The 26,935-nt window shown below is 66.9% G+C and carries 24 protein-coding genes, 1 pseudogene and 1 riboswitch; of the genes and pseudogenes, 15 read left to right on the forward strand and 10 right to left on the reverse strand.

The annotated features are described in order from the left end of the window. Positions 1-76: 76 nt before the first annotated feature. Positions 77-1,240, reverse strand: coding sequence for a 3-hydroxy-9,10-secoandrosta-1,3,5(10)-triene-9,17-dione monooxygenase oxygenase subunit (gene hsaA, locus NA10_RS00740; protein ID WP_067561915.1), 1,164 nt, complete (start codon positions 1,238-1,240; stop codon positions 77-79). Positions 1,241-1,413: 173 nt separating this feature from the next. Continuing rightward, positions 1,414-2,385 carry an SDR family NAD(P)-dependent oxidoreductase gene (locus NA10_RS00745; RefSeq protein ID WP_067561918.1) on the reverse strand — a complete coding sequence of 324 codons (972 nt, stop codon included), beginning with the start codon at positions 2,383-2,385 and terminating at the stop codon, positions 1,414-1,416. A gap of 191 nt (positions 2,386-2,576) precedes the next feature. Here NA10_RS00745 and NA10_RS00750 point away from each other — a divergent pair, with 191 nt between their 5' ends. Both NA10_RS00750 and NA10_RS35150 read left to right on the forward strand, forming a co-directional pair. Further along, on the forward strand, positions 2,577-6,065 hold the full coding sequence (locus tag NA10_RS00750) for an error-prone DNA polymerase (RefSeq protein ID WP_067561920.1): 3,489 nt from the start codon (positions 2,577-2,579) through the stop codon (positions 6,063-6,065). Positions 6,066-6,101: 36 nt separating this feature from the next. Continuing rightward, positions 6,102-6,242: pseudogene (locus NA10_RS35150) on the forward strand (DUF167 domain-containing protein); the annotation flags it as partial. 6 nt (positions 6,243-6,248) lie between these two features. On the opposite strand, the gene NA10_RS00755 reads toward NA10_RS35150, so the two are convergent. Then, complete coding sequence (locus tag NA10_RS00755) at positions 6,249-6,899, reverse strand: Uma2 family endonuclease (RefSeq protein WP_245676935.1); 651 nt, start codon at positions 6,897-6,899, stop codon at positions 6,249-6,251. 117 nt (positions 6,900-7,016) lie between these two features. Then, entirely contained in the window at positions 7,017-7,481 is a 465-nt protein-coding gene (locus NA10_RS00760) for a tRNA (cytidine(34)-2'-O)-methyltransferase (RefSeq protein ID WP_067561922.1), read from the reverse strand. Positions 7,482-7,671: 190 nt separating this feature from the next. Between NA10_RS00760 and NA10_RS38385 the strand changes: the two genes are divergently transcribed. After that, positions 7,672-7,917 (forward strand): DUF3017 domain-containing protein, encoded by a 246-nt coding sequence (locus NA10_RS38385; protein ID WP_067561974.1) that lies wholly within the window; start codon positions 7,672-7,674, stop codon positions 7,915-7,917. 5 nt (positions 7,918-7,922) lie between these two features. On the opposite strand, the gene NA10_RS37435 is transcribed toward NA10_RS38385, so the two are convergent. The 4 genes from NA10_RS37435 to NA10_RS37440 form a co-directional block, all read right to left on the reverse strand. Next, positions 7,923-8,084: a hypothetical protein gene (locus NA10_RS37435; protein ID WP_169812511.1), complete on the reverse strand. Its 162-nt coding sequence runs from the start codon at positions 8,082-8,084 to the stop codon at positions 7,923-7,925. Positions 8,085-8,250: 166 nt separating this feature from the next. Beyond that, the gene (metX, locus tag NA10_RS00770; protein ID WP_067561976.1) at positions 8,251-9,357 is read right to left on the reverse strand and encodes a homoserine O-acetyltransferase MetX; all 1,107 of its coding nucleotides are present in this window, start codon (positions 9,355-9,357) and stop codon (positions 8,251-8,253) included. Positions 9,358-9,401: 44 nt separating this feature from the next. Next, positions 9,402-10,748: a bifunctional o-acetylhomoserine/o-acetylserine sulfhydrylase gene (locus NA10_RS00775; RefSeq protein WP_067561979.1), complete on the reverse strand. Its 1,347-nt coding sequence runs from the start codon at positions 10,746-10,748 to the stop codon at positions 9,402-9,404. Between the two features lie 93 nt (positions 10,749-10,841). Then, a riboswitch (SAM riboswitch) is annotated at positions 10,842-10,952 on the reverse strand. A 12-nt stretch (positions 10,953-10,964) separates the two neighbouring features. Beyond that, positions 10,965-11,666 (reverse strand): TetR/AcrR family transcriptional regulator, encoded by a 702-nt coding sequence (locus tag NA10_RS37440; RefSeq protein WP_067561925.1) that lies wholly within the window; start codon positions 11,664-11,666, stop codon positions 10,965-10,967. Positions 11,667-11,803: 137 nt separating this feature from the next. On the opposite strand from NA10_RS37440, the gene NA10_RS00785 reads away from it, so the two are divergent. The 12 genes from NA10_RS00785 (at position 11,804) to NA10_RS00840 (ending at position 25,062) form a co-directional block, all read left to right on the forward strand. Beyond that, complete coding sequence (locus NA10_RS00785; RefSeq protein WP_067561928.1) at positions 11,804-13,297, forward strand: MFS transporter; 1,494 nt, start codon at positions 11,804-11,806, stop codon at positions 13,295-13,297. 311 nt (positions 13,298-13,608) lie between these two features. Then, the gene (locus NA10_RS00790; protein ID WP_067561931.1) at positions 13,609-14,826 is read left to right on the forward strand and encodes an NADP-dependent isocitrate dehydrogenase; all 1,218 of its coding nucleotides are present in this window, start codon (positions 13,609-13,611) and stop codon (positions 14,824-14,826) included. Positions 14,827-15,261: 435 nt separating this feature from the next. Next, a complete protein-coding gene (locus tag NA10_RS00795; protein WP_245676936.1) occupies positions 15,262-16,656 on the forward strand; it encodes an FAD-binding oxidoreductase in 1,395 nt (464 codons plus the stop codon). A gap of 153 nt (positions 16,657-16,809) precedes the next feature. Continuing rightward, complete coding sequence (locus tag NA10_RS00800) at positions 16,810-18,054, forward strand: MFS transporter (protein WP_084514187.1); 1,245 nt, start codon at positions 16,810-16,812, stop codon at positions 18,052-18,054. 36 nt (positions 18,055-18,090) lie between these two features. Continuing rightward, positions 18,091-18,735, forward strand: a complete 645-nt coding sequence (locus NA10_RS00805) for a TetR/AcrR family transcriptional regulator (RefSeq protein WP_067561933.1) — start codon at positions 18,091-18,093, stop codon at positions 18,733-18,735. A gap of 169 nt (positions 18,736-18,904) precedes the next feature. Further along, a complete protein-coding gene (locus NA10_RS00810) occupies positions 18,905-20,110 on the forward strand; it encodes a lipid-transfer protein (protein WP_067561936.1) in 1,206 nt (401 codons plus the stop codon). 53 nt (positions 20,111-20,163) lie between these two features. Continuing rightward, on the forward strand, positions 20,164-20,601 hold the full coding sequence (locus NA10_RS00815; RefSeq protein ID WP_067561939.1) for a type II toxin-antitoxin system Rv0910 family toxin: 438 nt from the start codon (positions 20,164-20,166) through the stop codon (positions 20,599-20,601). Further along, entirely contained in the window at positions 20,601-21,464 is an 864-nt protein-coding gene (locus NA10_RS00820) for a MaoC/PaaZ C-terminal domain-containing protein (protein WP_067561941.1), read from the forward strand. The genes NA10_RS00815 and NA10_RS00820 overlap by 1 nt, the downstream gene beginning before the upstream one ends. A gap of 18 nt (positions 21,465-21,482) precedes the next feature. Further along, entirely contained in the window at positions 21,483-22,361 is an 879-nt protein-coding gene (locus NA10_RS00825) for an SDR family oxidoreductase (RefSeq protein ID WP_067561944.1), read from the forward strand. A 27-nt stretch (positions 22,362-22,388) separates the two neighbouring features. Next, positions 22,389-23,651, forward strand: a complete 1,263-nt coding sequence (locus NA10_RS00830; protein WP_067561946.1) for an acyl-CoA dehydrogenase family protein — start codon at positions 22,389-22,391, stop codon at positions 23,649-23,651. 42 nt (positions 23,652-23,693) lie between these two features. After that, positions 23,694-24,221, forward strand: coding sequence for an alpha/beta fold hydrolase (locus NA10_RS00835; protein WP_218021419.1), 528 nt, complete (start codon positions 23,694-23,696; stop codon positions 24,219-24,221). A 1-nt stretch (position 24,222) separates the two neighbouring features. Then, positions 24,223-25,062 carry an SDR family oxidoreductase gene (locus tag NA10_RS00840; protein WP_067561952.1) on the forward strand — a complete coding sequence of 280 codons (840 nt, stop codon included), beginning with the start codon at positions 24,223-24,225 and terminating at the stop codon, positions 25,060-25,062. Between the two features lie 32 nt (positions 25,063-25,094). Here the strand turns inward: NA10_RS00840 and NA10_RS00845 are convergent, their stop codons facing one another. After that, positions 25,095-25,913 (reverse strand): SAM-dependent methyltransferase, encoded by an 819-nt coding sequence (locus tag NA10_RS00845; protein ID WP_067561955.1) that lies wholly within the window; start codon positions 25,911-25,913, stop codon positions 25,095-25,097. A gap of 83 nt (positions 25,914-25,996) precedes the next feature. Continuing rightward, positions 25,997-26,851 (reverse strand): epoxide hydrolase EphH, encoded by an 855-nt coding sequence (ephH, locus tag NA10_RS00850; RefSeq protein ID WP_067561987.1) that lies wholly within the window; start codon positions 26,849-26,851, stop codon positions 25,997-25,999. Positions 26,852-26,935 lie beyond the last annotated feature (84 nt).

A 26,935-nucleotide genomic window follows, 5' to 3' on the forward strand; every position in this document is an offset into this window, starting at 1 on the left:
TGCTGCTCTCGCCCCGGCGGGGGCCGCGGGGGCTCCGGCAAGGATTTCCGGGCCCCGGCGGAGCGGATGTCCGCGATCACACCATGCCGGGAACCCCGGGCAGGCCGAAGGTGTGATCGCCGAACATGACGTAGGCGCGTTCGGCGTCATTGGTGGCGTGTACCCGGGCGGCGTGCGCATCACGCCAGAAGCGCTGTAGCGGAGTGCCTTTCACGAGCGCGGTGGCGCCGGAGGCGGCGAAGAGCTGATCGATGGCGCCGACCGAGCGCTGGGTGGCGCGGACCTGATCGCGGCGGGCGGCCATGCGCAGATCCATCGGGATCTCCGCACCGGCCAGCACCAGTTCCCATTCGTCCCGCAGATTGCCGACGAGTTGACGCCAGGCGGCGTCGATCTCGCTGGCGGCCTCGGCCACCCGCACCTTGATGAACGGATCGTCCTTGGCGTTCTCACCGAGGAAGGCCGCGCGCACCCGCTTGCCCTGATGCTCGACGAAGGCGGCGTACGCGCCCTGCGCCATGCCCACCACGGGGGCCGAGATGGTGGTGGGCATGATGGTGCCCCACGGCATCCGGTACAGCGGTTCGGTATTGACTTTCGCGCCGGGGGCGGCGAACTCGTTCATGACCAGGAATGACAGGAAGCGGTGTTCGGGTACGAACACGTCCTGCACCACGAGGGTGTTGGAGCCGGTTCCGGCCAGGCCGATCACATTCCAGGTCTCGTCGATGGTGTAGTCGGCGCGCGGAATGAGGAAGGTGCCGAAGTCGGCGGGATTGCCGTCGATCATCACCAGACCGCCGACGAAGGCCCAGTCCGCGTGCGCGCTGCCGGAGGAGAAGGCCCAGGAGCCCTTGACGAGATAGCCGCCCTCGACCTTGGTGCCCGAGCCCATCGGCGCGTAGGAGGAGCTGATCCGCACCTCGGTGTCCTCGCCCCAGACATCCTGCTGCGCCTGCTGATCGAAGAGTGCGAGATGCCAATTGTGCACGCCCACAATGCTTGCCACCCAGCCGGTGGAGGAGCAGGCGCTCGCGAGCAGCCGGACGCAGTCGTACAGGACCACGGGCTCGGCCGCGTATCCGCCCCATTGGGTCGGTTGCATGAGCTTGAAGAATCCGGTGTCCTGCAGCGCTTTGATGCCGGCGTCGGAGATCTGGCCCTGATCCTCGACTTCCTGCGCGCGTTCGCGCAGATCCGGTAGCAGTGCCTTGACCTTCTCGACCACTTCGTGCGTCACGTGAGTTGCCCCCACCTTCGATTAAACAGAAACTAACGTGTTTTCGATCGTGACGTTAGCGCGTCCATCGCCTCCGCGCGCGCGGAAGTGCGCCGATGGCAACGCCTTCCGCGCTGCGGGAGCGGGAAGGCGTTGCCGGGGAATCGATTCGAGATCTTTGGGTTGCCGAAGGTTTACCAGTGTGTGCCGGGTACCAGGCGCGCGGCGCGGCGCAGCGCCGTCCGGGTCACCCGCAACGCCGGGGGAGTCGAACGCCGATGCCGTTGCGGCACCACGATCTCCACCTCCTCGGTCTCCGGTTCGACCACCGCTTCGCCCTTGGCGGCGGGCGAATCCGGGATGGCGCGGTAGTAGCGGTGCAGCACCCGCTCCTTGATGCCGGGTGCGATCAGGGTGCCGTATTCGGCGATGGTGCCCAGGGGGACGTCGATGCGGCGCGGTCGTTCGCTGAGCGCGCGCACAATGGTCGCGGCCGCCCACTCCGGTGATTGGGTGGAGGTGCCCTGATCGCCGCTGGGCGTGATCATGGGGGTGCGCACCAGCGGCATGTGGATGGTGGTGAAAGTGATGTTGTCGGAGAACATTTCGGCCGCGGTCACCTCGGCGAACTTGTCCAGTGCGGCCTTGCTCGCCAGATAGGCGGCGAAGCGCGGGGTGGCGACCTGGACGCCGGCGCTGGAGATGTTCACGATGTGCCCGAATTTGCGCTCGCGCATCTGCGGCAGCAGCGCCAGGGTCATGCGCACCGCGCCGAAGTAGTTGACCGCCATGGTCCGTTCGAAATCGTGCATGCGGTCGGTGGAGCGGTGCACGGCGCGGCGGATGGAGCGGCCGGCATTGTTGACCAGCATGTCGACATGGCCGTGCTGGGCCAGGATGAGCGTGATCACCGCGTCCACCGAATCGGCGTCGGTGACATCGCACTGGTAGCCGTGCGCCTCGCCGCCCGCGGCCTTGATCTCATCGACCACGGCGGCGAGCTCCTCGCCGCGGCGGGCGAGTAGGAGTACGACCGCACCCTTGTCGGCGGCGGCCACGGCGGCCGAGCGGCCGATGCCGGAGGACGCGCCGGTTATGACAATGTGCTTGCCGGTCAGGTCGCGGCGGGCGCGCCGACGGGCCAGGTAACCCGAGGTATCGGTCATCACTGCTCCCTTGCAGATCGAATTGCCTAGAACTTACTCCTAAGTAAGTTCCGGTGCCAGGAGTGGGCGGTGAATCTCCGAGGGCGCGCCGGGGCAGCTTTTTATAGACCGTTCGGTTGGATCTCCTATACTGCCGAGAAAGATCGAATGTATGTTCGATTTGCCGTGGCGATCGAGACGAAGGAGGGGTCGTGGGCTGGCATAACGGTCCGCCTACCTGGGCGGAGTTGGAGCGCGTGCTCTCCGGCCGGCCCGATCCCGCCCGGCGGATCGAGGGCGATGGCGGCGACAGCCCCGCCTGGTCCCGCAAGCGGGAGAAGTACGAGGCCGGATCTCTCGCCCGCGTCGAAGGCCCCACCGTCCCCTACGCGGAACTGCACACCCACTCCGCCTACAGCTTTCTCGACGGCGCGAGTCCGCCCGAGGAGTTGGTCGAGGAGGCGGTCCGCCTCGGACTCGAGGCCCTGGCCCTCACCGACCACGACGGCTTCTACGGGGTGGTGCGCTTCGCCGAGGCCGCCCGCGAATGGGGTATGCCCACCGTCTTCGGCGCGGAACTCTCCCTCGGCGCCGCCGCCCGGGCGAGTGCGCACCTCGCACCGCGAGGCGTGCGGGGACGGGGCCGACACGGGGATGCCGACCCGGCCGCCGAGACGTTCGCCGAGGCTACGGCCCGAACAGGCGGCAGTGCTGAGAGCGGAGCCGCGGGGCGGAGTGTGGGGGCAGGCGGTAGCCGAATCGGCAAGGGCGCGAGCACTTTCGGTGAAGGGGCATGGTCGGATTCCGCCCCGCGCACCGGTGCGCCGGATCCGGTCGGGCCGCATCTGCTCATCCTGGCACGGGGGCAGGAGGGGTATCGGCGGTTGTCGCGGGAGATGGCGGCGGCGCATATGGCGGCGGGGGAGAAGGGGATTCTGCGATACGACTTGGATCGGCTCACCGAGGCGGCGGGCGGGCACTGGCAGGTGCTCACCGGATGCCGCAAAGGCACTGTGCGGCAGGCGCTCACGCAGGGCGATGCGGCGGCCGAGGCCGCGCTGCGGGAGCTGGTCGAACGGTTCGGGCGCGAGCACGTGAGCGTGGAGCTGACCCACCACGGGATTCCGGAGGACGATGAGCGCAACGCGCGGCTCATCGCGCTCGCGGATCGGATCGGGTTACCCGTATTGGCAACCACCGGAGCGCATTTCGCCGCGCCACCGCAGCGGCGGCGGGCCATGGCGCTGGCCGCCATACGCGCGCGCTCCAGTCTGGACGAGATGGCGGGATGGCTGCCCCCGACCGGAGGCGCGCATCTGCGCTCCGGAGCCGAGATGGCGCGATTGTTCGCCGAACATCCGCGCGCGGTCGCCAATGCCGCCGCGCTGGCGCGCGAATGCGCCTTCGATCTGCGGCTGATCGCACCGCAGCTGCCGCCGTTCGATGTGCCCGCGGGGCATGACGAGGACTCCTGGCTGTGGGAGCTCACCATGCGCGGTGCGGCGCGCCGCTATGGCCCCCGCGCGGGCAATCCGAAGGCGTATCAACAACTCGACCATGAGCTGGAAGTGATAGCGCGGCTGAAGTTTCCGGGCTACTTCCTGGTCGTGCACGATATCGTCGACTTCTGCCACACCCATGACATTCTGTGTCAGGGGCGGGGTTCGGCCGCGAATTCGGCGGTCTGCTATGCCATCGGCATCACCAATGTGGATCCGGTCGCGAACAAACTGCTGTTCGAGCGGTTCCTGTCGCCGGAGCGGGACGGCCCGCCCGATATCGATGTGGATATCGAATCGGATCGGCGGGAGGAGGCGATCCAGCACGTCTACACCAAATACGGGCGCGAGTACGCCGCGCAGGTCGCCAATGTGATCACCTATCGCGGGCGCTCCGCGGTGCGCGATGCCGCTCGCGCACTGGGGTTTTCACCCGGGCAGCAGGATGCCTGGAGTAAACAGGTGAGCCGCTGGACCGGTGTCGCCGAGGAGGAGCACACCGATATTCCGGCCGACGTGCTCGGGCTGGCCGGTGAATTGGAGGGCCTGCCAAGGCATTTGGGCATTCACTCCGGAGGCATGGTGATCTGCGATCGCCCCATCGCCGATGTGTGCCCCACCGAGTGGGCGCGCATGCCCGGTCGCAGTGTCCTGCAATGGGATAAGGACGACTGTGCCGCGGCGGGTTTGGTGAAGTTCGATCTGCTCGGACTCGGCATGCTGTCGGCGCTGCACTACATGATCGACCTGGTGCGCGAGCACAAAGGCGAGGTCGTGGAGCTGCATCGCCTGGATCTGACCGAATCCGCCGTGTACGACATGCTGTGCCGCGCCGATTCGGTCGGTGTCTTCCAGGTCGAATCCCGGGCGCAGATGGCGACTTTGCCGCGTCTGAAGCCGCGCGACTTCTACGACCTGGTGGTGGAGGTGGCGCTGATCCGCCCCGGACCCATTCAGGGTGGTTCGGTGCACCCCTATATTCGCCGCCGCAATGGGCGCGAGGAGGTGACCTATGACCATCCGGCACTGGAGAATTCGCTCGAACGCACGCTGGGCATCCCACTGTTCCAGGAGCAGCTCATGCAGATGGCCGTGGATATCGCCGGTTTCTCCGCCGCCGAGGCCGATCAGCTGCGCCGCGCCATGGGCTCCAAGCGCTCCACGGAGAAGATGGAGCGGCTGCGCGAACGCTTCTACGACGGTATGCGCGAGTTGCACGGCATTACCGGTGAGATCGCCGACCGCATCTACGAGAAGGTGTACGCCTTCGCGAATTTCGGCTTCCCGGAGAGTCATTCGCAGAGTTTCGCCTCGCTGGTGTTCTATTCCTCCTGGTTCAAACTGCATCATCCGGCGGCGTTCTGCGCGGGTCTGCTGCGTGCCCAGCCGATGGGTTTCTACTCCCCGCAATCGCTGGTGGCCGATGCCCGGCGGCACGGGGTGGTGGTGCACGGCCCGGATATCAATCACAGTCTGGCGGAGGCGACCCTGGAGGCGCGGGGGATGCAGATCCGGCTGGGTCTGGCCGCGGTGCGCGGTATCGGCGTCGAACTGGCCGAACAGATCGTCGCCGCCCGTGCCGCCGGACCGTACACCTCATTCCTGGATCTCACCGGCCGCGTGGAACTGACTGTGCCGCAAGCGGAGTCACTCGCCACCGCGGGCGCGATCGGCAGTCTCGGCGGCACCCGCCGCGAGGCACTCTGGGCGGCCGGAGCGGCCGCGGGCGAACGCCCCGACCGTCTGCCCGGCACCGGTGCGGCCGTGGACGCCCCCGCCCTGCCCGGTATGAGCGCCCTGGAACTGGCCGCCGCCGACGTCTGGGCCACCGGCGTCTCGCCCGGCAGCTATCCCACCGAATTCCTGCGCCCCCAACTCGACGCCCTCGGCGTCATCCCCGCCGCCCAGCTGCTCGGAATCCGGGACGGCACCAGGGTCCTGGTGGGCGGCGCGGTAACCCACCGGCAGCGTCCCGCCACCGCCGCGGGCGTCACCTTCCTCAACCTGGAGGACGAGACCGGCATGGTCAATGTGGTCTGCTCCGTGGGTCTTTGGGCTCGCTTCCGCCGCCTGGCCCAATCCGCCCCGGCCCTGCTCATCCGGGGCCGAGTCCAGAACGCCGAAGGCGCGGTCACCGTCGTGGCCGACCATCTCCAGCGCATGAACCTGCGCATCGAGGCCCGCTCCCGCGACTTCCGCTGACCCACGAGACAATTCGTCCACCCGAATTCGAGAGGAGTCCGCGTGCCCACCGTGGAAGGCAAAGCCAACCGGGCCGCCATCGAACTCCTGGCCGCCCACCTGGGCGTCCCCAAATCCTCGATCACCCTCACCGCCGGAGCCACCTCCCGCTTCAAATGCTTCGAGATCGACCGCTGACACGGCTCAGAATTCGAGTTCGTCCCAGGGGATGTGAATCGGGAACGGGAAATCGAAGGCGATGCCCGCGGAGTCGGCGGGTGTCCACTCACCGACGACCAGGTAATTCGTTGTTCGGAGCGGGTGAACCCCGTCGGGCAACGACCCCGGCTCGCTCTCGAGGCCGAAGATGCGCACCATCGCGATAGCGCTGATTTCCGCGGCCAGGGTGATCTCCCAATACCAGGGGATTCCAGCGCTCGCGTAGCGACCGCGCTTGGCATCCATATCCGACTGCTTGTTGGAGGGCGAGAGGACTTCGCCGACCACGGAGACATCGGTGGCGCGCACGTCTTGGTACGGGGATTCGAGGCAGCGGTGGACCAGGAAGTCGGGCGTGAGGAAGTCTGATCTACCGGTGGGGCGCAGGAAGACGTTGGTCTCGGTCGTGGCGCGCCAACAGTTTTCGGGCTGATGTATCGCGGCATCACGCGCACACTTGCGCAATCCGCTCCACAGCAGATTCGTAAAGGTCTGGTGTTCGGACGGGCCGCGCCGTAGCCAGACCACCCGGCCGTCCCACAACTCGATCTGCTCCGCGATCTCCTCCGGGAGCCGTTCGAGTTCCTCCCAGGTCATGTACTCGGGGAGTTCTGGTTGCGTATACGGAAGCGCCATCTCGTCAGGATATTTCGGCATACCCGCAGCCTCCCGGGCTTTTCGAAGCTAGGACGGTTTCATCCCCATTGTCGCGTGTCTCGGCCGCCGGCACACGATTCGAGCGATCGCATGTCACTAGACCGCGCCCGGGAAGCCCTGTTGCCGCCAGGCTTCGTAGACGGCTACGGCGGCGGCGTTGGAGAGGTTCATGGAGCGGCGGCCCGGGAGCATGGGGATGCGGAGCCGGTCGGTGACGCGGGGGTCGGCCAGGACCTCTTCCGGGAGGCCGGTGGGTTCGGGGCCGAAGAGCAGGACGTCGCCGTCGCGGTACGCGATATCGGTATTGCGGGTGGTGGCGGCGGCGGTGAAGGCGAAGACGCGCTCGGGGTTGATGGAATCCCATGCGGCGCTGAGGTTCTCGTGCACGGTGACCGAGGCCAGGTCGTGGTAGTCCAACCCGGCCCGGCGTAGTTTGGGCTCGGACAGGTCGAAGCCCAGGGGTTCGATCAGGTGTAGCTCGCAGCCGGTTCCGGCGGCCAGTCGGATGGCATTGCCGGTATTGGGCGGGATGCGGGGGGAGAAGAACACCACATGGAACACGCCCTCAGCATTGCAGAGGATGACAACCGTACTGTTCGCGGCCCGGTGGCCGGGCGTGCCGGATGGTCGCGTGGAATCGGCGGGCTGCACGGGAGCGGGGGCGGTTAAGCTCTGCTGCGTGAGTCCAGCCCATGCCGCCCCGTCGGGTCCCACCAGTCGATTCGGCCGGTCCGTGCGTGACAATCTGCCGATGGTGCTGGTCGGCGCCGTACTGGTGGTGGCGGTGGTGTTCCTGGCCTGGGATCGCTGGCGGCGCGGCACCTTCTTCTTCGGCGGCGCGACGCTGCTGGCGGCGGCCTTCCGAATGCTGCTGCCCACGGAGAGGGTGGGCTTGCTGGCGGTGCGCAGCAAGCCCTTCGATGTGGGGTGGTTGACGGTGATGGGGAGCGTGATCATCGTGCTGGCGGCGACCATCAACAGCCTGGGCGTCACCTAGCCGATTCAGGCGGTGGTGAGGCGGCGTCCGAGTTCGCGGCGCAGTATCTCCTGGTCGGGTAGGCGGTGTAATACGCGCAGCACGGCGGGGCGAAGTTCGCGCTGTTCCTCATCGGAGAGCAACGCGACCAGATCGCGCAGATCCATGTCATCGAAGGCTGCTGTCATGTTGCATACCTTACGACGACGCACCGGAACAGTCACGGAATCGGCGTGTCGGTTACCGAGGCGTCATCGCCGCGAAACCGTCAGTGCGTCAAGATAATTCGTACGAAACAGGCAGGACTCATGGTGTGCCCGCGGTCATCGCGACCGCGGGCAGCCTCGACGAGGTTCAGCGGCGCGCCGCGCGCGCCAGCTCCATGGTCTCGGCCATGAGTTTGCCGACCGCTTCGGTCTCGGTCAGGAAGCCGTCGTGCCCGTCGCGCGAGTGCACGATCTCCAGGCCCTTGCAGCCGGGCAGCAGATCGGCCAGCTCCTGCTGATTGCGCAGCGGATACAGCCGATCGGAGTCCACGCCGCCGACCACCACCGGTACCGGGGTGCTGGCCAGCGCGGCCTCGACGCCACCGCGCCCGCGGCCCACGTCGTACCGGTTCAACGCCTCGGTGAGCAGCACGTAGGTGGCCGGATCGAAGCGCGAGATGAGCTTGTCGGCCTGATACTCCAAATAGCTCTGCACCGCGTAACGCCCGCCCGCCCAAGGGTTTTCGTCACCTTGGGCATGGTTCGCGAAGCGATGGTCGAGTTCGGCCTCGGCGCGGTAGGTCAGATGCGCCATGCGGCGGGCCAGGCCCATACCGGTCATCGGGGCGCGCCCGGTGCCGTAGTAATTGCCGCCCTGCCAGTCCGGATCGGCCTTGATGATGGCGATCTGCGTGGTCTGCTGGCCCAGCTGATCGGCGGTGGCGCGGGCGCTGGCGGCCAATACGAGTGCGGCCCCGACCCGTTCGGGATAGCCGATCATCCACTCGAGCACCCGCATGCCGCCCATGGATCCGCCGACGACCGCGGCTAGTCGGTCGATGCCGAGCCGATCGAAGAACTGCGCCTCCGCGGTCACCTGATCGCGAATGGTGTACTCGGGAAACCGTCCGCCCCAAGGCTTTCCATCCGGAGCCAGCGAGGACGGCCCGGTGCTGCCCTTACAGCCGCCGAGCACGTTGACCGCGATGACACACCATTCCCGGGTATCGACCGCCTTGCCCGGTCCGATGGTTCCGTCCCACCAGCCGGGGGAGTCGTGATGCACATCGGCGGGGCCGACCACATGCGAGTCGCCGGTGAGCGCATGCTCCACCAGCACCACATTGTCGGCGTTCGCCGATAGTTCGCCCCAGCGCTGAACAGCCAGCGTCACATCGGGAATGACGGCGCCGCTCTCCAGCGCCACATCCCCGATGGCAATGCTGCCGAGCGTCCCGTCCGGCGGCGGCAGCAGTGCCGCCGCCGTCGGAACGGTCGTACCCGAGTCGGTGTTCGCGCTCAACTCGCGGCCGCCGTCAGTCCGGCGCGCAGGTCGGCCAGGATGTCGTCGATACCTTCGATCCCCACGGCCAACCGCACCAGACCAGGGGTGACGCCGGAGGCGAGCTGCTCCTCGGGGGACAACTGCGAATGGGTGGTGGAGGCCGGGTGGATCACGAGCGAACGCACATCCCCGATGTTAGCGACATGACTGTGCAGCACCAGAGCGTCCACGAACTTCTTGCCCGCATCGACGCCGCCCGCCAGCTCGAACGAGACGATCGCGCCGACGCCCTTGGGTGCCAGCTGTTTGCCACGTGCGAACCACGGCGAATCGGGGAGTCCGGCGTAGTAGACCTTGTCGATCCCCGGCTGCCGGGTCAGGAACTCCGCCACGGCCTGCGCGTTGGACACGTGCCGCTCGATCCGCAGGCTCAGCGTCTCGATGCCCTGGGCGATCAGGAACGCGTTGAACGGCGCGACCGCCGCACCCAGATCGCGCAGCAGCTGTACACGCGCCTTGAGCGCGAACGCCGGTGCGCCGAGCGAGGCGAACACCACACCGTGATAGCTGGGGTCGGCGGTGGTGAAGCCCGGGAAGCGGGGCGTGTCATCGGCATCGGTCACGGTCCAGTCGAAGGTTCCGCCGTCCACGATGACCCCGGCCACGGCCGAACCGTGTCCGCCCAGGTATTTGGTGGCCGAGTGCACCACGATGTCCGCGCCGTGCCGCAGCGGCTGGATCAGGTACGGCGTGGCGACGGTGTTGTCCACGATCAACGGCACGCCTGCGGCGTGCGCGACACCGGCGATACCCGGGATATCCAGAATGGAGCTGCTCGGATTGGCGACGGTCTCGCCGTAGAACGCCTTGGTGTTCGGCCGCACGGCCGCCTCCCACTGCGCCAGATCGTCCGGATCGTCCACGAAGCTGACCTCGATGCCCAGCTTGGGCAGCGAGTAGTGGAAGAGGTTGTAGGTGCCGCCGTACAGGTGCGGGCTGGAGACGATGTGATCGCCCGCCTGGGCCAGGTTCAGGATCGCGTAGGTCTCCGCGGCCTGTCCGGAGGCCAGCAGCAGGGCGGCCACACCGCCCTCCAGCGCGGCGATACGCTGCTCCACCACATCCTGGGTGGGGTTCATGATGCGGGTGTAGATATTGCCCGGTTCGGCGAGTCCGAACAGCGCGGCGGCGTGATCGGTATCGCGGAAGGCGTACGAGGTGGTCTGGTAGATCGGCAGTGCGCGCGCGCCGGTGGCGGCGTCGGGGGCTTGGCCCGCATGCACCTGCCTGGTCTCGAAGGACCAGTTGGCGGGGTCGGTATCGCCATTGACGGGGGCTGCGGACGCGGTCGAGTCACTCATGTCGTGCTCCAGGGACAAGGTCGCCTATACGGCGGAGGTGGACGTTATCGGAAGGCGAATTGGCTTCGACAACAACACATCTCGGGTCCTCCTACAGTGCGCTTGCGTTCGGCCTTCGAACGCCTGGTCCTCACCCGGAGCACCCCGCCGCTGCTGGAGGGTTGCCGATCAGCGAGCCGGGGCTTTGCGCTGATGCTCTTGACCTTGGCGGAGATTCTAACGGGGCGGCGCAATAGCCGTCGCCACGGGGAGGGCACAACTGCGTGTGAACTCGTCGAATGCGGCCACGACATTCTTGATGAGGTCGTGGGCCGTGGCCGGAGTGGAGCAGTCCGGGAAGCCCGAGTCGGCGTCGGATTCGCATTCCATGCCGATGCGCGCGATGGCGTGCCAGGTGGAGGCGATGACCTGAACCTGCATGGAGTTCGGTTCGGTGCGCAGGCGTTCGGCGAGCACGGCGGTCATGGCGCGGGTCTTGCTGTCCGCGGATTGCAGACTCTGCGCGCGGACCGTCGGACTGGTCTGGGTGATGCGCTGCATCTGCTGGAACCAGCGGAACGGGACCGGATTGTCGCTGTCGATGACCTGCTCGACGAAGGCGCGGAAGGCGTTCAGCAGCGCCTGCAGTTCGTTGCCCGTAATCGGTTGTGCGCGTAGCTGTTCCGCCAGTGCGATGCCGACGTCCTCGACCGGGGCGATGACGATCGCCTCCTTGCTGTCGAAGTACCGGTTGATGGTGCGCGGTGAGACGTCGGCCTCATCGGCGATCTGCTCCACGGTGGTGGCGTCGAAACCCTGGGCATCGCACAGTCGCAGCGCCACATCGATGATGCGGGTTCGGGTCTGCTGCTTCTTGCGCTCGCGCAGACCGGGACGGTGGCGCTCCAGCAGATCGGCATGCGTCGACGACTCGGACATGCCGCCATTGTATCGCCGCCCCGTCTGATTGTGACTTGAACAGCCAACTGTCTGATTACGACAATTTTCTCTTGACGCCAAATGTCCGGGAGTGCCACGATGGACCAGGCTGTTCGAACCACTCCTGAGGAGACGGCATGACCACTGGGACGGCGACTCTCGCGCCCAACGAAACATCAAGTCCGGCAAGCGCTTCCAGGCGCTGGCTGGCGCTGGGCGTGATCGCCATGGCCCAGCTGATGGTGGTACTCGACGCCACCATCGTGACGATTTCCCTACCCTTCGCCCAGCAGGACCTGGGCATCAGCGACGGCAACCGGCAGTGGGTGCTGACCGCGTACACCCTCATCTTCGGCGGGCTGCTGCTGCTCGGTGGACGCCTGGCCGACTACCTGGGCCGTCGCCGGATCTTCCTGATCGGCCTGATCGGTTTCGCCGCGGCCTCCGCGCTGGCCGGGCTGGCCCAGAACACCGCCGAACTCTTCGCGGGCCGCGGCCTGCAGGGCGCTTTCGGCGCGCTGCTGGCGCCGGCGGCGCTGTCGCTGGTGTCGGTCACCTTCACCGAGGCCAAGGAGCGGGCGCGCGCCTTCGGCGTCTTCGCGGGCGTCTCGGCGGGTGGCGCGGCCATCGGCCTGATCGTCGGCGGTGCGCTCACCGAATACGCCAGCTGGCGCTGGTGCCTGCTGGTGAACACCCCGATCGCGCTGCTGGCGTTCGCGGGTGCGATGGCTTTCGTCATCAAGGACATTCCGGCCCCGCGTACCGGCGGTTACGACCTGCCGGGTGCGATCACCGCGACGCTCGGATTGGTCTCGGTGGTCTACGGTTTCAGCCGCGCGGCCGATGACGGCTGGGGCGCGGCCAGCACGCTGTCGCTGCTCGGCGTCGGTGTGGCACTGCTGATCGCGTTCGTCGCCATCGAGCGGCGTTCGGCCAATCCGCTGCTGCCGCTTCGTATTCCGGGTGAGATCAATCGTGGCGGGTCGTTCCTGGTGGCGTTGATCACGCCGATCGCCATGTTCGCCATGTTCCTGAATCTGAGCTTCTACCTGCAGATCACCCTCGGCTATTCGGCGCTGAAGGCGGGTGCGGCGTTCCTGCCGTTCCCGGTGGGCATCGTCATCTCCGCGGGTATCGCGAGCGCGCTGTTGCCCAGGATCGGGCCGCGGCCGGTGATGCTGGTGGGTGCGCTGTTCGGCACCGGTGGCCTGCTGTACCTGGCGCAGCTCTCGCTCGGGGACAGTTACGCCACGCATGTGCTGCCCGCGATCCTGCTCATCGCGCTCGGTATGGGCGGGTTGTTCGTGGCCATGCAGACCACCGCGCTGCATCAGGTCGACGATGAGGATTCCGGTGTGGCCAGTGCGCTGTTGAACGCGGCGCAGCAGGTCGGTGGTTCCATCGGCACCGCGCTGCTGATGACGCTCTCGGTGCAGGCGACCGAGAGGTACGCGCGCAATCATCCGACCATCGACAGTGTGGTGGCGCGCGCCTCGATCCACGGTTACGACATCGCGTTCTACGCGGGTGCGGGCTTCTTCCTGCTGACGATTCCGATCATCGCGTTCATGATTCGCGATAAGCCGGAGACGCTGCTGGAGGGCCCCGAGCACGTGCACGTCGGCGTCTGATTCCGGTTCGGTCCGCACCCCCGTCGTGCCATGCGCGGCGGGGGTGCTTCGTGCCGTAAGTCACTCGATCCCTACCGGTGAGTAACTGACGGCGGTATCCCGCGGAGCGGGGGCTGCCCGCGCGGTGCGGTGCATAGCAGCAGTACGCTCGTCTTGTTTGGCGCTCCATAACGCGCGGACCTGGTACCAGAGGTCCCGCCGAGAACGCCGGGCATATACGTTGTTTGTTGAACAGCCGGGGCCCGCGCTCACAAGCGCGCTCACCTGGCCGTGCAATGGGAGCACCACCTTCCTAGGAGGACACGAAGTCCATGTCCAAGATCAAGGTTGAAGGGACTGTCGTCGAACTCGATGGCGACGAGATGACCCGGATCATCTGGCAGTTCATCAAGGACAAGCTGATCAATCCGTACCTCGATGTGAACCTCGAGTACTACGACCTCGGCATCGAGTACCGCGACAAGACCGATGATCAGGTCACCATCGACGCCGCCAACGCCATCAAGAAGCACGGCGTGGGCGTCAAGTGCGCGACCATCACACCGGACGAGGCCCGGGTGAAGGAATTCGACCTGAAGAAGATGTGGCGGTCGCCGAACGGCACCATCCGCAATATTCTGGGCGGCACCATTTTCCGCGCGCCGATCATCATCTCGAATGTTCCGCGACTGGTTCCGGGGTGGACCAAGCCGATCATCATCGGCCGGCACGCCTTCGGCGATCAGTACCGCGCCACCGATTTCAAGGTGCATCAGGCGGGTACCGTCACCCTGACCTTCACGCCGGAGGACGGCTCCGAGCCGATCCAGCACGAGGTCGTGCGCATGCCCGAGGACGGCGGCGTGATCATGGGTATGTACAACTTCCAGGAGTCCATCCGTGACTTCGCGCGGGCCTCGCTGAATTACGGCCTGCAGCAGAACTACCCGGTGTACCTCTCCACGAAGAACACCATTCTCAAGGCGTACGACGGCATGTTCAAGGACACCTTCGAAGAGGTGTACCAGACCGAATTCAAGAAGGAATTCGACGCCGCCGGTCTGACCTACGAGCACCGTCTCATCGACGATATGGTCGCCTCCGCGCTCAAGTGGGAGGGCGGCTACGTCTGGGCCTGCAAGAACTACGACGGCGATGTGCAGTCCGACACCGTCGCGCAGGGCTTCGGCTCGCTCGGCCTGATGACCTCGGTCCTGCTCACCCCGGACGGCCGCACCTGTGAGGCCGAGGCCGCGCACGGCACGGTCACCCGGCACTACCGCCAGTACCAGCAGGGCAAGCCCACCTCCACCAACCCGATCGCCTCGATCTTCGCGTGGACCCGTGGCCTGGCGCACCGCGGCAAGCTGGACAACACCCCCGAGGTGATCGGCTTCGCCCAGGCCCTGGAAGAGGTCGTCATCAAGACCGTCGAAGACGGCCAGATGACCAAGGACCTCGCCCTCCTGGTCGGCGGCGATCAGGGCTACCTCACCACCGAGGAGTTCCTCGGCGTCCTCGACGCCAACCTGGCGCGCACGCTGCGCTAGCCCCACCCCCGGGAGTCTCAGGGTTTCACCCTGAAAACCCCAGGGGCACAAGGGCCCCCGCCGGTTTCACACTGAAACCGTCAGGCCCCAGGACGTTTCGACGTCCGAACCGCGCTGCTGCACCGCGAACAGCGCCGCACCGGCGAACCGATGGCGGCCGGGACCGATCGTCCCGGCCGAGACCATCCCTTCGCCACGTACATTCCGGGCACCTGTCCCGCCTCTTCCGGCGGAGCGGGTGCCCGAACTGTTTCCGGGGCAGGCATTCTCAGCGGCTCTCGCGCTTGCCGATCGATCACCGGGGCATCAGGGCGGCGACCCGCCGAGGCGCTCTGTCGCGAGGTCCCGGTGATCACCTGATCGAATTCGAGCGCGGTCACGAAACGGTCATGAGTGGTGGGGGAGGCTGGTGGGGACTGTGGGCTAGGAGGAGATGTGTCGGATATCGGGAGTGATTTGCGGCGGGTGGTGCGGGGGCGGGTGCTCGCGCCGGGGGAGGAGGGGTTCGAGGCCGCTCGGCGGGCGTGGAATTCGGCTGTGGAGCAGCGGGTTTCGGCGGTGGTCGAGGTGGTGGACGCGGCGGATGTCGCGGCCGTGGTGGAGTATGCGGCCAAGGCCGGGGTGGGGGTGACGGCGCAGGCTACGGGGCATGGGGCCTCGGCTGCGGCGGAGGGGACCGTGCTGTTGAAGACCGCCGCGCTCGACCGGGTCGAGGTGGATGCGGGGCGGCGGACGGCTCGGGTGGGCGCGGGTGTGCGGTGGGGTGCGCTGTTGGAACGGAGTTCGGATTATGGGCTGGCTGCGGCCGTGGGGAGTTCTCCCGTTGTCGGGGTTACCGGGTACACCTTGGGTGGCGGGCTCGGATGGTTCGCTCGCAGCAGGGGATTCGCCGCCAATGGGGTGCGGGCCGCGGAAGTTGTCGCGGCGGATGGGACTCGGATGCTGGTGACCGCCGACTCCGATCCGGAGTTGTTCTGGGCACTGCGGGGTGGTGGCGGGGATTTCGCGGTGGTGACCGCGCTGGAGTTCGACCTGTTCGACACCGGTGAGCTGTACGGCGGGCGGATGCTGTGGCCTGCCGAGCAGGCCGAGGCGGTGCTGGCGGCGTATCGGGAGGCGACGCTGGAAGCTGGTGAGGGGCTGAGTATTTGGGTGACGCTGGTGCAATTCCCGCCCTTCCCGCAGGTACCGGAGTTCCTGCGCGGCAAGGCCATGGTCGCGGTGGATGCGGTCGCTACGGGTTCGGATGTGGCCGCGGTGCGGCGGATTACGGTCCCGCTGCGCTGGTTCGAGGCGATTCCGGGTGTGGTGCTGGACAATCGGCGTCCGCTTCGGGGCACCGACCTCGGCGGGATCTGTATGGAGCCCACGACCCCCAGCGCCGCGCGGGCGCGCGGCCAGTTCCTCACCGATCTCTCGACCCATGTCACCGATGTGCTGCTCGGCATTGCCGCACCGCTCGGTTCGCCCGCCGCACCGCCGCGCTCGGTGAGTCCGCTCGCGCTGGTTCAGATTCGGCATCTCGGCGGGGCTTTGACGCGACCGCCCTCCGATGCGGGTGCGGCGGGTGGCGTGCGCGAGCCCTATCTGTTGTCGATGCTCGGCCCGGCGCCGACCCCGGAACATGCCGGGGCCGTGGCGCAGCGACAGCACACGATTGTCACGGCGCTGCACTCGCACGTGTCCGGTCGCAAGCCGATGACCTATTTGGATGCCGGTGATTCGGCGGCCGAGGCCTTCGCCCCGGACACCCTCGCGCGGCTGCGGTCGATCAAGCGGCGGTACGACCCCGCGGGGACGATTCGCGGGAACTTCCCGGTCTCGGCCTGAGCCCCGGGGGAGTCGCGCGAGCGCACGCCCCCGGCGGCGGACTGCGGTAATCTCCACCACCCGGGCGCCCGTGCCGAGCAGGTCGGGACTCGGGTGAGGGGGGTCACCGTGAAATGGGGATGGGGGAGTGGCGCGCCGGTGTTGCGCAATTCCATGGCGAACTCTGTACCGGGCGTGGATGTGGCCGTCGAGGCACCCGACGACGTGGGCTCGGTCGTCGCCGAGCGCGGCTGGCCGATCGCCGCGATCCTGGCTCTGGCCTTGGGCGGCTTCGGCATCGGCACCACCGAGTTCGTCACCATGGGTTTGCTGCCCGATATCGCCGACGCCATGTCGGTCTCGGAACCCGTTGCCGGACACATTGTTTCGGCCTACGCCCTGGGCGTGGTGGTGGGCGCGCCGGTGATCGCCGCCATGGCCGCCCGGGTGGGCCGCAAACGGCTGCTGATCGCCCTGATGGTGGCATTCACCGTGGGCAACGCCGCAACGGTGATCGCCCCGACCTTCACCACCCTGACCGTCGCACGCTTCATCTCGGGTCTGCCACACGGCGCCTACTTCGGCGTCGCTTCGTTGGCGGCGGCCTCGCTCGCCCCGGTCGGTCAGCGCGCCAAAGCGGTTGCCGCGGTTATGCTCGGATTGAGCGCCGCCAATGTCGTCGGCGTTCCCGCAGCCACCTGGCTCGGCCAGCATCTGGGCTGGCGGGATGCCTTCGTGGTGGTGGCCGTCATCGGTGTGGCCACGGTGGCCGCCATCGTCAAGTTCGTGCCCGAGTTGCACGGTATTCGCCTGACCGACCCCCGTACCGAGCTCGGCGCGCTGCGCCGCTCGCAGGTGCTGCTCACCCTGGTGGTCGGCGCGGTCGGCTTCGGCGGCATGTTCGCGGTGTACACCTACATCACCACCACCCTCACCGATGTCTCCGGGATGAGCGTCGGCCTGGTTCCGATCGTGCTCATGCTGTTCGGCCTGGGCATGGTGGCGGGCAATATCCTCGGCGGTGTGCTGGCCGATCGCGGCGTGGACAAGGCGATCTTCGCGGCCCTGCTCGCCATGGTGGTAATCCTCGCGGCGTTCGTCGCGGCGGCCCACAACCCGTACACGGCGGCGATCGGGGCCTTCTTCATCGGTGCGTCGGGTGCGGCGCTCGGTCCTGGCCTGCAGACCCGCCTGATGGATGTGGCGCACGATGCGCAAACCCTGGCCGCGGCCCTCAATCACGCGGCCCTGAATATCGCGAACGCCGCGGGCGCGTGGCTCGGCGGCCTGGTGATCGCCGCGGGTCTGGGCTATACCGCGCCCGCGGTGGTGGGCGCGGGTTTGGCCGTGCTGGGCGTCGTGCTCTTCACCGCGACGGTGGCAATTGCCCGCCGGTCGCCCGCCGCGATCGGGCAGTGAACATACACAGATGTATGTAAGTGTACTATCCGTCGTATGACCCGGTCCGCCGTCTCGAAGCCGCAGCGTCGCACGCAGGAGCAGCGCAGCACCGAGACGCGGATACGCCTGCTGGACGCCACCATCGAATGTCTCGTCGAATTCGGTTATGCCGGAACGACCACGCCGCGGGTGGCGGAGCGGGCCGGGGTGACCCGGGGCGCGCAGGTGCATCACTTCGGCTCCAAGACCGATCTGGTGGTGGCGGCCATCAGTCATCTGGCGCAGCGCCGCACCGAGGCCGCCATGCAGGAGATCGGGCGGGTGCGCGGCGGGGACGATCCGCTCGGCACCGCCCTGGAATTCATGTGGGAGCTGCATCAGGGCCCGCTCTTCATCGCCGCCATCGAGCTGTGGGTGGCCAGCCGCACCGATCCGGTGCTGGCCACGGAGATGGAGAAGGTCGAGCCGTACGTGAACAACGCGGTACTGCTGTCGGTGGCGCAGTTGGTGCCGAATGAGATGCACCGCAAGCACGTTCGCGATTTCGCGTACACCGCCATGGACACCCTGCGCGGCATTCTGGTCACCAATTTCATCTCCCCGGATCCCGAGCGCGCGCATCGCCGCTGGCTGCGCGCCTCCGCGCAACTGCGCTTGGCAGCCGAATCGGCTGTTCCGGATCTCGGTATCACGGACTGACACCGCGCCCTTTCACCACCTCACCGGTATGTTCCGCGCCCGCCGCGTGAACAGCTGATCTTGTGCACTCCCGGCCCGATTACGGCTGCCCTCTTGCCTACTTACATACAGCTTTGTATGTTTGTTTCCAACCGGCCCGGAGGCAGGGCGGCCTGATGTGAGGAGTTCGATGGCGAACAAGGTCTACGTCGTCGGCGTCGGCATGACGAAGTTCGAAAAGCCGGGGCGACGCACGAACGAAGACGGCAGCGGCTGGGATTACCCGGATATGGCGCGCGAATCGGGCACCAAGGCCCTCGCGGACGCGGGTATCGACTATCGCGAGATCGAGCAGGCGTACGTCGGCTACGTGTACGGCGAATCCACCTCGGGCCAGCGCGCGGTCTACGAACTCGGCATGACCGGCATCCCGGTGGTGAACGTCAACAACAACTGCTCCACCGGCTCGACCGCGCTCTACCTTGCGGCACAGGCGATTCGGGGCGGTCTCGCCGACTGCACGCTGGCGCTGGGCTTCGAGAAGATGCAGCCCGGATCGCTCGGCTCCAGCTACGACGATCGCGAACAGCCGATGGCCAAGCATGTGATGGCGCTGGCGGAGATCTCCGAGGTGCTGTTCCCGGTGGCCCCGTGGATGTTCGGCGCGGCCGGTCGCGAGCATATGACCAAGTACGGCACCACCATCGAGCACTTCGCCAAGATCGGCTACAAGAACCACAAGCATTCGGTGAACAATCCGTACGCGCAGTTCCAGGAGGAGTACTCCCTGGCGGACATCCTGGCCTCACGGATGATCTACGACCCGCTCACCAAACTCCAGTGCTCACCCACGTCGGACGGTTCGGGCGCGGCCATTCTGGCCAGCGAGGAGTTCGTGGAGCGACACGATCTGGCGGCGCGGGCGGTGGAGATCGTCGGTCAGACCATGACCACCGATTTCCAGTCCACCTTCGACGGCAGCGCCAAGAACCTCATCGGCTACGACATGAATGTGCAAGCGGCGCGGAAGGTTTACGCGCAGGCGGGGCTGGGGCCCGAGGACTTCCAGGTCATCGAGTTGCACGATTGCTTCTCCGCCAACGAACTGCTGCTGTACGAGGCCCTGGGCCTGTGCGAGGAGGGGCAGGCCGGTCAGCTCATCGACGCGGGCCAGACCACCTACGGCGGCAAATGGGTGGTGAACCCGTCGGGCGGACTCATCTCCAAGGGACATCCCTTGGGCGCCACGGGTTTGGCGCAGTGCAGTGAACTCACCTGGCAGCTGCGCGGCACCGCCGACAAGCGGCAGGTCGACAACGTCACCGCCGCACTCCAGCACAACATCGGCCTGGGCGGCGCGGCGGTCATCACCGCCTATCAGCGCGCCGACCGCTGAATCCCGCAGTACCCGAACAACTTTCAACACGGACTCGACGAGGAGTACCTCTCATGGGACATATCGAAGCCAGCAAGGACCTGACCGCCTCCCCGGACGCGCTGTGGGCCGTCGTCTCCGATCCGCAGACCTGGGACAAGTGGTTCTCCATCCACGAGCGCTGGCTGGAGGAGCCCCCGGCCGTCCTGGCCCCCGGCTCCAAACTGGTCGCCAAGATCCTCATGCTCGGTATGGCGAACAAGATCGAATGGGTGGTGGAGAGCGTCGACACCCCGAATCGCCTGGTACTCAGCGGAACCGGGATGGCGGGCGTGAAGGTGCAGTTCGCCTTCGACATCACCCCCGAGGGCACCGGCAGCACGTTCTCGGTCTCCGGTGATTTCGAGGGCGCGCTCATCAAGGGCGCACTCGGCAAGGCGGTCGAGAAGGACGGCCTGAACCAGCTCGACAAGACGCTGACCGCGCTCGACGCGCTGGCGACGGCAGCCTGATGACCGGCAACGCGGTCGAATTCGACGCGTCCGGTCTCGATGTCTGGAGCGATGACGAGACCTTCGAGGTCACCGGTGAACGACTGGCCGAATACGCCGCCGCCACCAACGATCCCATCGAAGCACATCTGAAAGGCGAAGTGGCAGCGCCGATCTTCGCCATCGTCCCGGTCTTCGAGGCCATGATGATGCCGGTGCTGGACGTCGTGCCGATGGATATCTTCGGCCGGGTCGTGCACGGCGAGCAGGACTTCCACTTCCACCGCCCGATCCGCCCCGGCGACACGCTGGTCTCGCGGGCCAAGTCCATCGGGTACGAAGGGAAGGACAATGGCTCGACCATCACCATCCTCATCGAATGCCGGGCGCAGGACGGCGAACTCGTCAATGAGCAGTACCTGACGGCGTTCTTCCGAAATGTGAACGCGGGCCCCAGAGTCGGTGACGGCGCGCCCGCACACCGGTTCGATCCCGCGCTGGCCGGCACACCGCCGCTGGCCCGAGTGGCCGCGCACGTGGACCTGGATCAGACCTTCCGCTACTCGCCCGCCTCGGGCGATCCGGTGCCGCTGCACCTGGACGAACAGGTGGCCAAGGACGCCGGACTGCCCGGCATCATCGCGCACGGCCTGTGCACCATGGCCATGGCCTCCTGGGGCGTACTCGCCGAGGTCGGCGGCTCCGATGTCGCCCGGCTGCGCCGCTTCGCGGTGCGCTTCTCCAAGATGGTCTTCCCCGGTGACGACCTGGAGACCCGGATCTGGCGCAAGAACGCCGAAAACGGGGAAACCACCTACGCATTCGAGACCGGCCGCGGCGGCGACCTGGTCCTGACCGACGGCCTCGCCGTCATCGCCGACTGATTTTCGAAGGAGCAGGATATGGGTGCACTCGACGGACGGGTTGCCATCATCACCGGAGCCGGGCGGGGTATCGGCCGCGAACACGCCCTGCTGTTCGCGCGGGAGGGCGCGGCGGTGGTGGTCAACGACCTGGGCGGCAGCAATGCCGGTGAGGGCGCGGACGCCGGACCGGCGCAGGAGGTGGTGAACGAGATCGTCGCCGCAGGGGGGCGCGCGATCGCGAACACCGACAGTGTGGCGGACTGGGCGGGCGCGAAAGCCCTTGTCGAACAGGCCGTCTCGGAATTCGGCAAGCTCGATGTGGTCGTCAACAACGCGGGCATTCTGCGGGATGCGTTCATTGCCGGAATGGATGAGGCGCAATGGGATTCGGTGGTCGCCGTCCATCTCAAGGGGCATGCGGCGGTGCTGCGTCATGCCGCCGCGTACTGGAAGGACCAGTCCAAGGCGGGTAATCAGCCGACTGCCGCGGTGATCAATACCGCCTCCGCCTCGGGCACCACCGTGCCGAACGCCGGACAGGCGAATTACGGTGCGGCCAAGGCGGGTATCGCCGCGCTCACCCTGGTCGCGGCCGATGAGCTGGCCCGCTACGGGGTGCGCGTGAATGCGATCGCCCCCATTGCCCGTACGCGCCTGACCCTGGCCACCCCTGGAATGGGCGCGATGATGGCCGCCGAGGCCGAAGCCGTGGAGGAGGGCGGCTTCGACGCCTTCAGTCCGGCGAACATCTCCCCGCTGGTCGCCTACCTGGCCACCGAGAAGTGCCCGATCACCGGCAAGGTCTTCGCCGTGCAGGGTGGGGCCATCTCCGAACTCGCGGGCTGGCACGACGTGAAGACCATCGAGACCGAAGGCCCCTGGCTGCTCGGCGACATCGCCGACCAGCTGCCCTGATGTTGCGAAACCCTCTGGAGAACAACGATGTTCGAATGGTCCGAGACCGATGAGATGATCCGGGACGCGGTGCGGAGCTTCATCGACAAGGAGATCCGCCCGCATCTGGACGCCCTGGACAGCGGGGAGATGCTGCCGTACCCGATCATCCGGAAACTGTTCACCCAGTTCGGCATCGATGCGGTGGGCGCGGACGCGATCGCCAAACTCATTGCCAAACAGCGCAAACGGGAAGAGGCCCTGGCGGCGGGTGAACCGCTGCCGGAGAAGTCGGGGAAGAAGTCGGGCGACGGTGGCCCGTTCGCCGGGCAGGAATCGATGATGGCGGTGCTCATCAGCGAACTCTCCGGCGTCTGCATGGGCATTGTCAGCGCTCTGGGCGTGAGTATCGGTCTCGGCGCGACCACCATCATGTCGCGTGGGACGCTGGCACAGAAGGAACGCTGGCTCGCCGATATCGTGACCATGAAAAAGGTTGCGGCCTGGGCGATCACCGAACCGGATTCCGGTTCGGACGCCTTCGGCGGTATGAAGACCTACGTCCGCCGCGATGGCGACGACTACATCCTCAACGGTCAGAAGACCTTCATCACCAATGGTCCGTTCGCCGATGTGGTGATCGTCTACGCCAAGCTCGACCAGGGCGACGGCGCTGACAAACGCGACCGCAAGGTGCTGACCTTCGTGCTCGACAAGGGTATGGAAGGTTTCACCCAGGGCAAACCCTTCAAGAAGATGGGGCTGCACGCCTCACCGACGGGCGAGTTGTTCTTCGACAATGTGCGCCTGTCCAAGGATCGGCTGCTCGGCGAGACCGAACAGCATGAGGGCGGCGACGGACGCGAAAGCGCCCGTTCGAGTTTCACCGCCGAACGGGTCGGCGTCGCCTTCATGGCGCTGGGCATCGTGAACGAATGTCACCGGCTCAGTGTGGAATACGCCAAGACCCGCAAGCTGTGGGGACAGGAGATCGGGCGCTTCCAATTGATCCAGCTCAAGCTGGCGAAGATGGAGGTCGCGCGCATCAATATCGAGAATATGGTCTTCAATATCCTCGAACGCGGTCGCGCGGGTAAGCCGCCCACGCTGTCCGAGGCGTCGGCCATGAAGCTCTACTGCTCGGAAACGGCCACCGATGTCGCCATGGACGCCATCCAGCTCTTCGGCGGCAACGGGTACATGTCCGAGTACCACGTCGAGCAATTGGCGCGAGATGCCAAGTCGCTCATGATCTACGCGGGCAGCAATGAAATCCAGGTCACGCACGTGGCCAAGGGACTGCTCGCCTAGTGCTCCCGGCCGGTCCCGCGACGGTTCGCGGGACCGGTTGTCGTGCGGCACCTTTCAAGGAGCGTTTCTGACAATGACGTCCTCGAGACCTGCCGGAAGCGGCGAAATCCGCGAATTCCTCCCGACCTTCGGAACCACCCGCACTCGCGCACTGTCGGTGTCCGGCACGGGAATTCCCTCGTACTACTGCACGGTTTCGCCGATACCGCCGACACCTGGCGAGGGGTGCTCACCGCGCTCGGTTACCGCGGCCGCTGCGCGCAAGCGGTGGATATGGCCGGATTCGGTGCCGCGGAGTCCTTCGCGCCCGGACCGCTCATGCCGCAGCTGGACGCCTTCGCGGACGCGCTGCCGGAGGCGCTGGGACCCGTTGTACTGGTGGGGAATTCGCTCGGCTTCGCGGTCTCGCTGCGTGCCGCGCAACGACATCCGGACCTGGTTCGCGGTCGCCGATCGGCGCGTGCCGGACGGCCGCGACCGGACCGGCTGACCGGGCTCGGCATTCCGGCCCGCGCGGGCGCGGACCGGAGCACGCTGGATAGACCCCGCCCTGCGATATCCAGGAGATGAAATGAGCTTGGCAACCGTGATTTCCGGCAAAGTCGTGGTGATCACCGGCGGTGCCCGCGGTATCGGCTTCGCCACCGCCCGCCGCCTGCGCGAGCTGGGCGCGCGCGTGGCCATCGGCGATGTGGACGAGGCGAAGGTGAAGGAGGCCGGGACCGAGCTCGGCCTGGAGGTGTACGGGAAACTCGACGTCACCGATCCGTCGAGTTTCACCGCCTTCCTGGACGAGGTCGAGCGGCGGTTGGGCCCGCTCGACGTGCTGGTCAACAATGCCGGGATCATGCCCGCCGGCGCGTTCACCGAGGAGCCGGAGCAGGTCACCCGGCGCATTCTCGATATCAACGTGTACGGCGTCGCCCTGGGCAGCAAGCTCGCCGCGCGGCGAATGTTGCCGCGCGGCAGGGGAATCGTCATCAATATCGCCTCGCTGGCGGGGGAGGCGACCACTCCCGGACTGGCCACCTACTGCGCCAGCAAGGCCGCGGTGCTGGCGCTCACCGACACGCTGCGGCTGGAGTATCACAAGACCGGCGTGCATTTCTGTTCGGTGCTGCCGACCTTCACCAATACCGAACTCATCGCGGGCACCCAGGGCGCGAAGGGACTCGAGAACGCGGAGCCGCAGGATATCGCCGCGGCGGTGGCCGGGCTCATCGCCCAGCCGAAGCGGCGGGTGGCGGTCACCCGGATCGCGGGGCTGCTGGTGGCCTCGCAGCGGTATATGCCCCGGCGGGCGAGCGAGGCGCTGGGCCGCGCCTTCGGTCTGGAGCATGTCTTCCTCGACGAGGTGGACCAGGATGCCCGGCGCGCCTACGAATTGCGGGCGCGCGGCCTCGAGGAGTGATTCCGACCGTACGGTGGTCCTCGCGCTCGCGGCTAGTTCTTGCGGGCCATACCGCAGGCGATGAGCTGTTCCCACACCGTCAGTTCGTGTACGCCCGCGCCGATGCGGGTCACCGCGCCCGATTCGGCGGTCGTGCGCCACAATCCGCACGCGACCAGACCCGGATCCAGGATCTCGAGGTCGCCGAAGAGATCCAGAATCTCCTCGTCGGTGCGCCAGCGCCCGCGCCCGAAGGTGGTCTGCAACATACCCTCGGCGGCCTTGGTCTCGGCATTGTCGCCGGAGCGGAAGTGCGAGATGTAGAAGAGGCTGCCGGGTGCGGTCTCCCGTGCCCAGAAGCGCACCACCGCCGCGGGATCCTCCTCGTCCTGCAGGTGATGCAGGGTGGCGCTGAAGATCACGCCGATCGGCTGGTCGAAGTCGATGAGCCGCAACACCTCCGGATTGGCGCGGATGTCCAGCGGCTTTTGCAGATCCGCCTGGATCACCGTGGTGGTCTTCTCATCGGCCAGCAGCGCGCGCCCGTGCGCCAGCACGATCGGATCATTGTCGATGTACACCACTCGCGCGTCCGGAATCCAGCGCTGCGCCACCTGATGCACATTGTCGGCCGTCGGCAGCCCGCTGCCCATATCGAGGAACTGCCGGATCCCGAGGCGCGTCATCTCCTCGACCGCGCGCACCAGCGCGTACCGGTTCGAGAAGGCGATCGCGACCGAGCCGGGCAAGTCGTTGCGGAAGTAGTCGCCCACTTCGCGATCGACGGCGTAATTGTCCTGTCCGCCCAGTAGATAGTCGTAGACGCGAGCGATACTCGGCTTCGACATATCCACGCCGATGTCATCGGCCATCTCAACCACCCCTCTCCGCGGGCCCCCTTTTGCCCGGACTCCTGTGGACAAGCTTACGAGTTATCGGGTGGGCGGAACGGATTTCAGACCGCGCGCAACCGCGTGCGGCTCGCGTAGACATGCTCGGCGATGAGCGTGGCAATGCGATCCGGCGCCTCCAACATGGGCACATGACCCACATCGTGCATGACGATGCGGTCCGCCGACTCCGGCAGCTCGCGCAGGAACCGCTTGGCGTACGCGCGATACGGGATCACCCGGTCGTTCTCGCACATGAGCAGGCGCACAGGCGTTTTCAGCGTCGAGAGATCCTCGATATCGGGTGCGCGCAGCGCGCCCGCCAGTATCGGCAGCATGGCCCGGCAGTGCAGCGCCGAGGTGATGGCGGCCTCGATGGCCCGGCGCGGTGCGGCGGCGGTGTTCTTGCTCAACACCATGGCCACCGCCTGGCGCACCGGTGCGCTGAAAGCGATTGCCGCGGGTAGATGTTTACCGACCTCGACGACCGGCACCAGCGACAGGAACTTCAGACCCACCTTGACCTGCAGGACGGACGGGGTTTGCCAGCCGCCCGCCGGGGCGATAGCGGTGAGCGTGCGGGCCCGGCCGCGGCGCGCCAATTCGAAGCCGACCCAGCCGCCGAGCGAATTGCCCGCGATATGGCAGGTGCGCCAGCCCAATTCGTCGAGCTGGTTCTCCACCCGATCGGCAAGGGCACTGACATCGAGGTACCAGCCGTCGAAATCCGGTCCGCCCCAATGTCCGGTGAAGGCCGGAGCGAACACCTCGCAATGACTGGACATCCGATCCGCCACCTGCTCCCAGCAGTGCGGCGACATCATGAATCCGTGCAACAGGAGCAGTGGATCACCGGAGCCGGTGTGAATCGCGCCCATCGGCGCGAGCGGGGCGGTGGGCTTGGCAGGGCCTGACGTCATCGTCATCACCCCTTCCTGGACCTCGATGTCCACGGAGAAGGTTGGATACCGGCATTGTACGTTTGGGGGGTGCCCAAAATCCTC

The organism is Nocardia acidivorans NBRC 108247 (assembly GCF_001625085.1).
Classification (GTDB): Bacteria; Actinomycetota; Actinomycetes; order Mycobacteriales; family Mycobacteriaceae; genus Nocardia; species Nocardia acidivorans.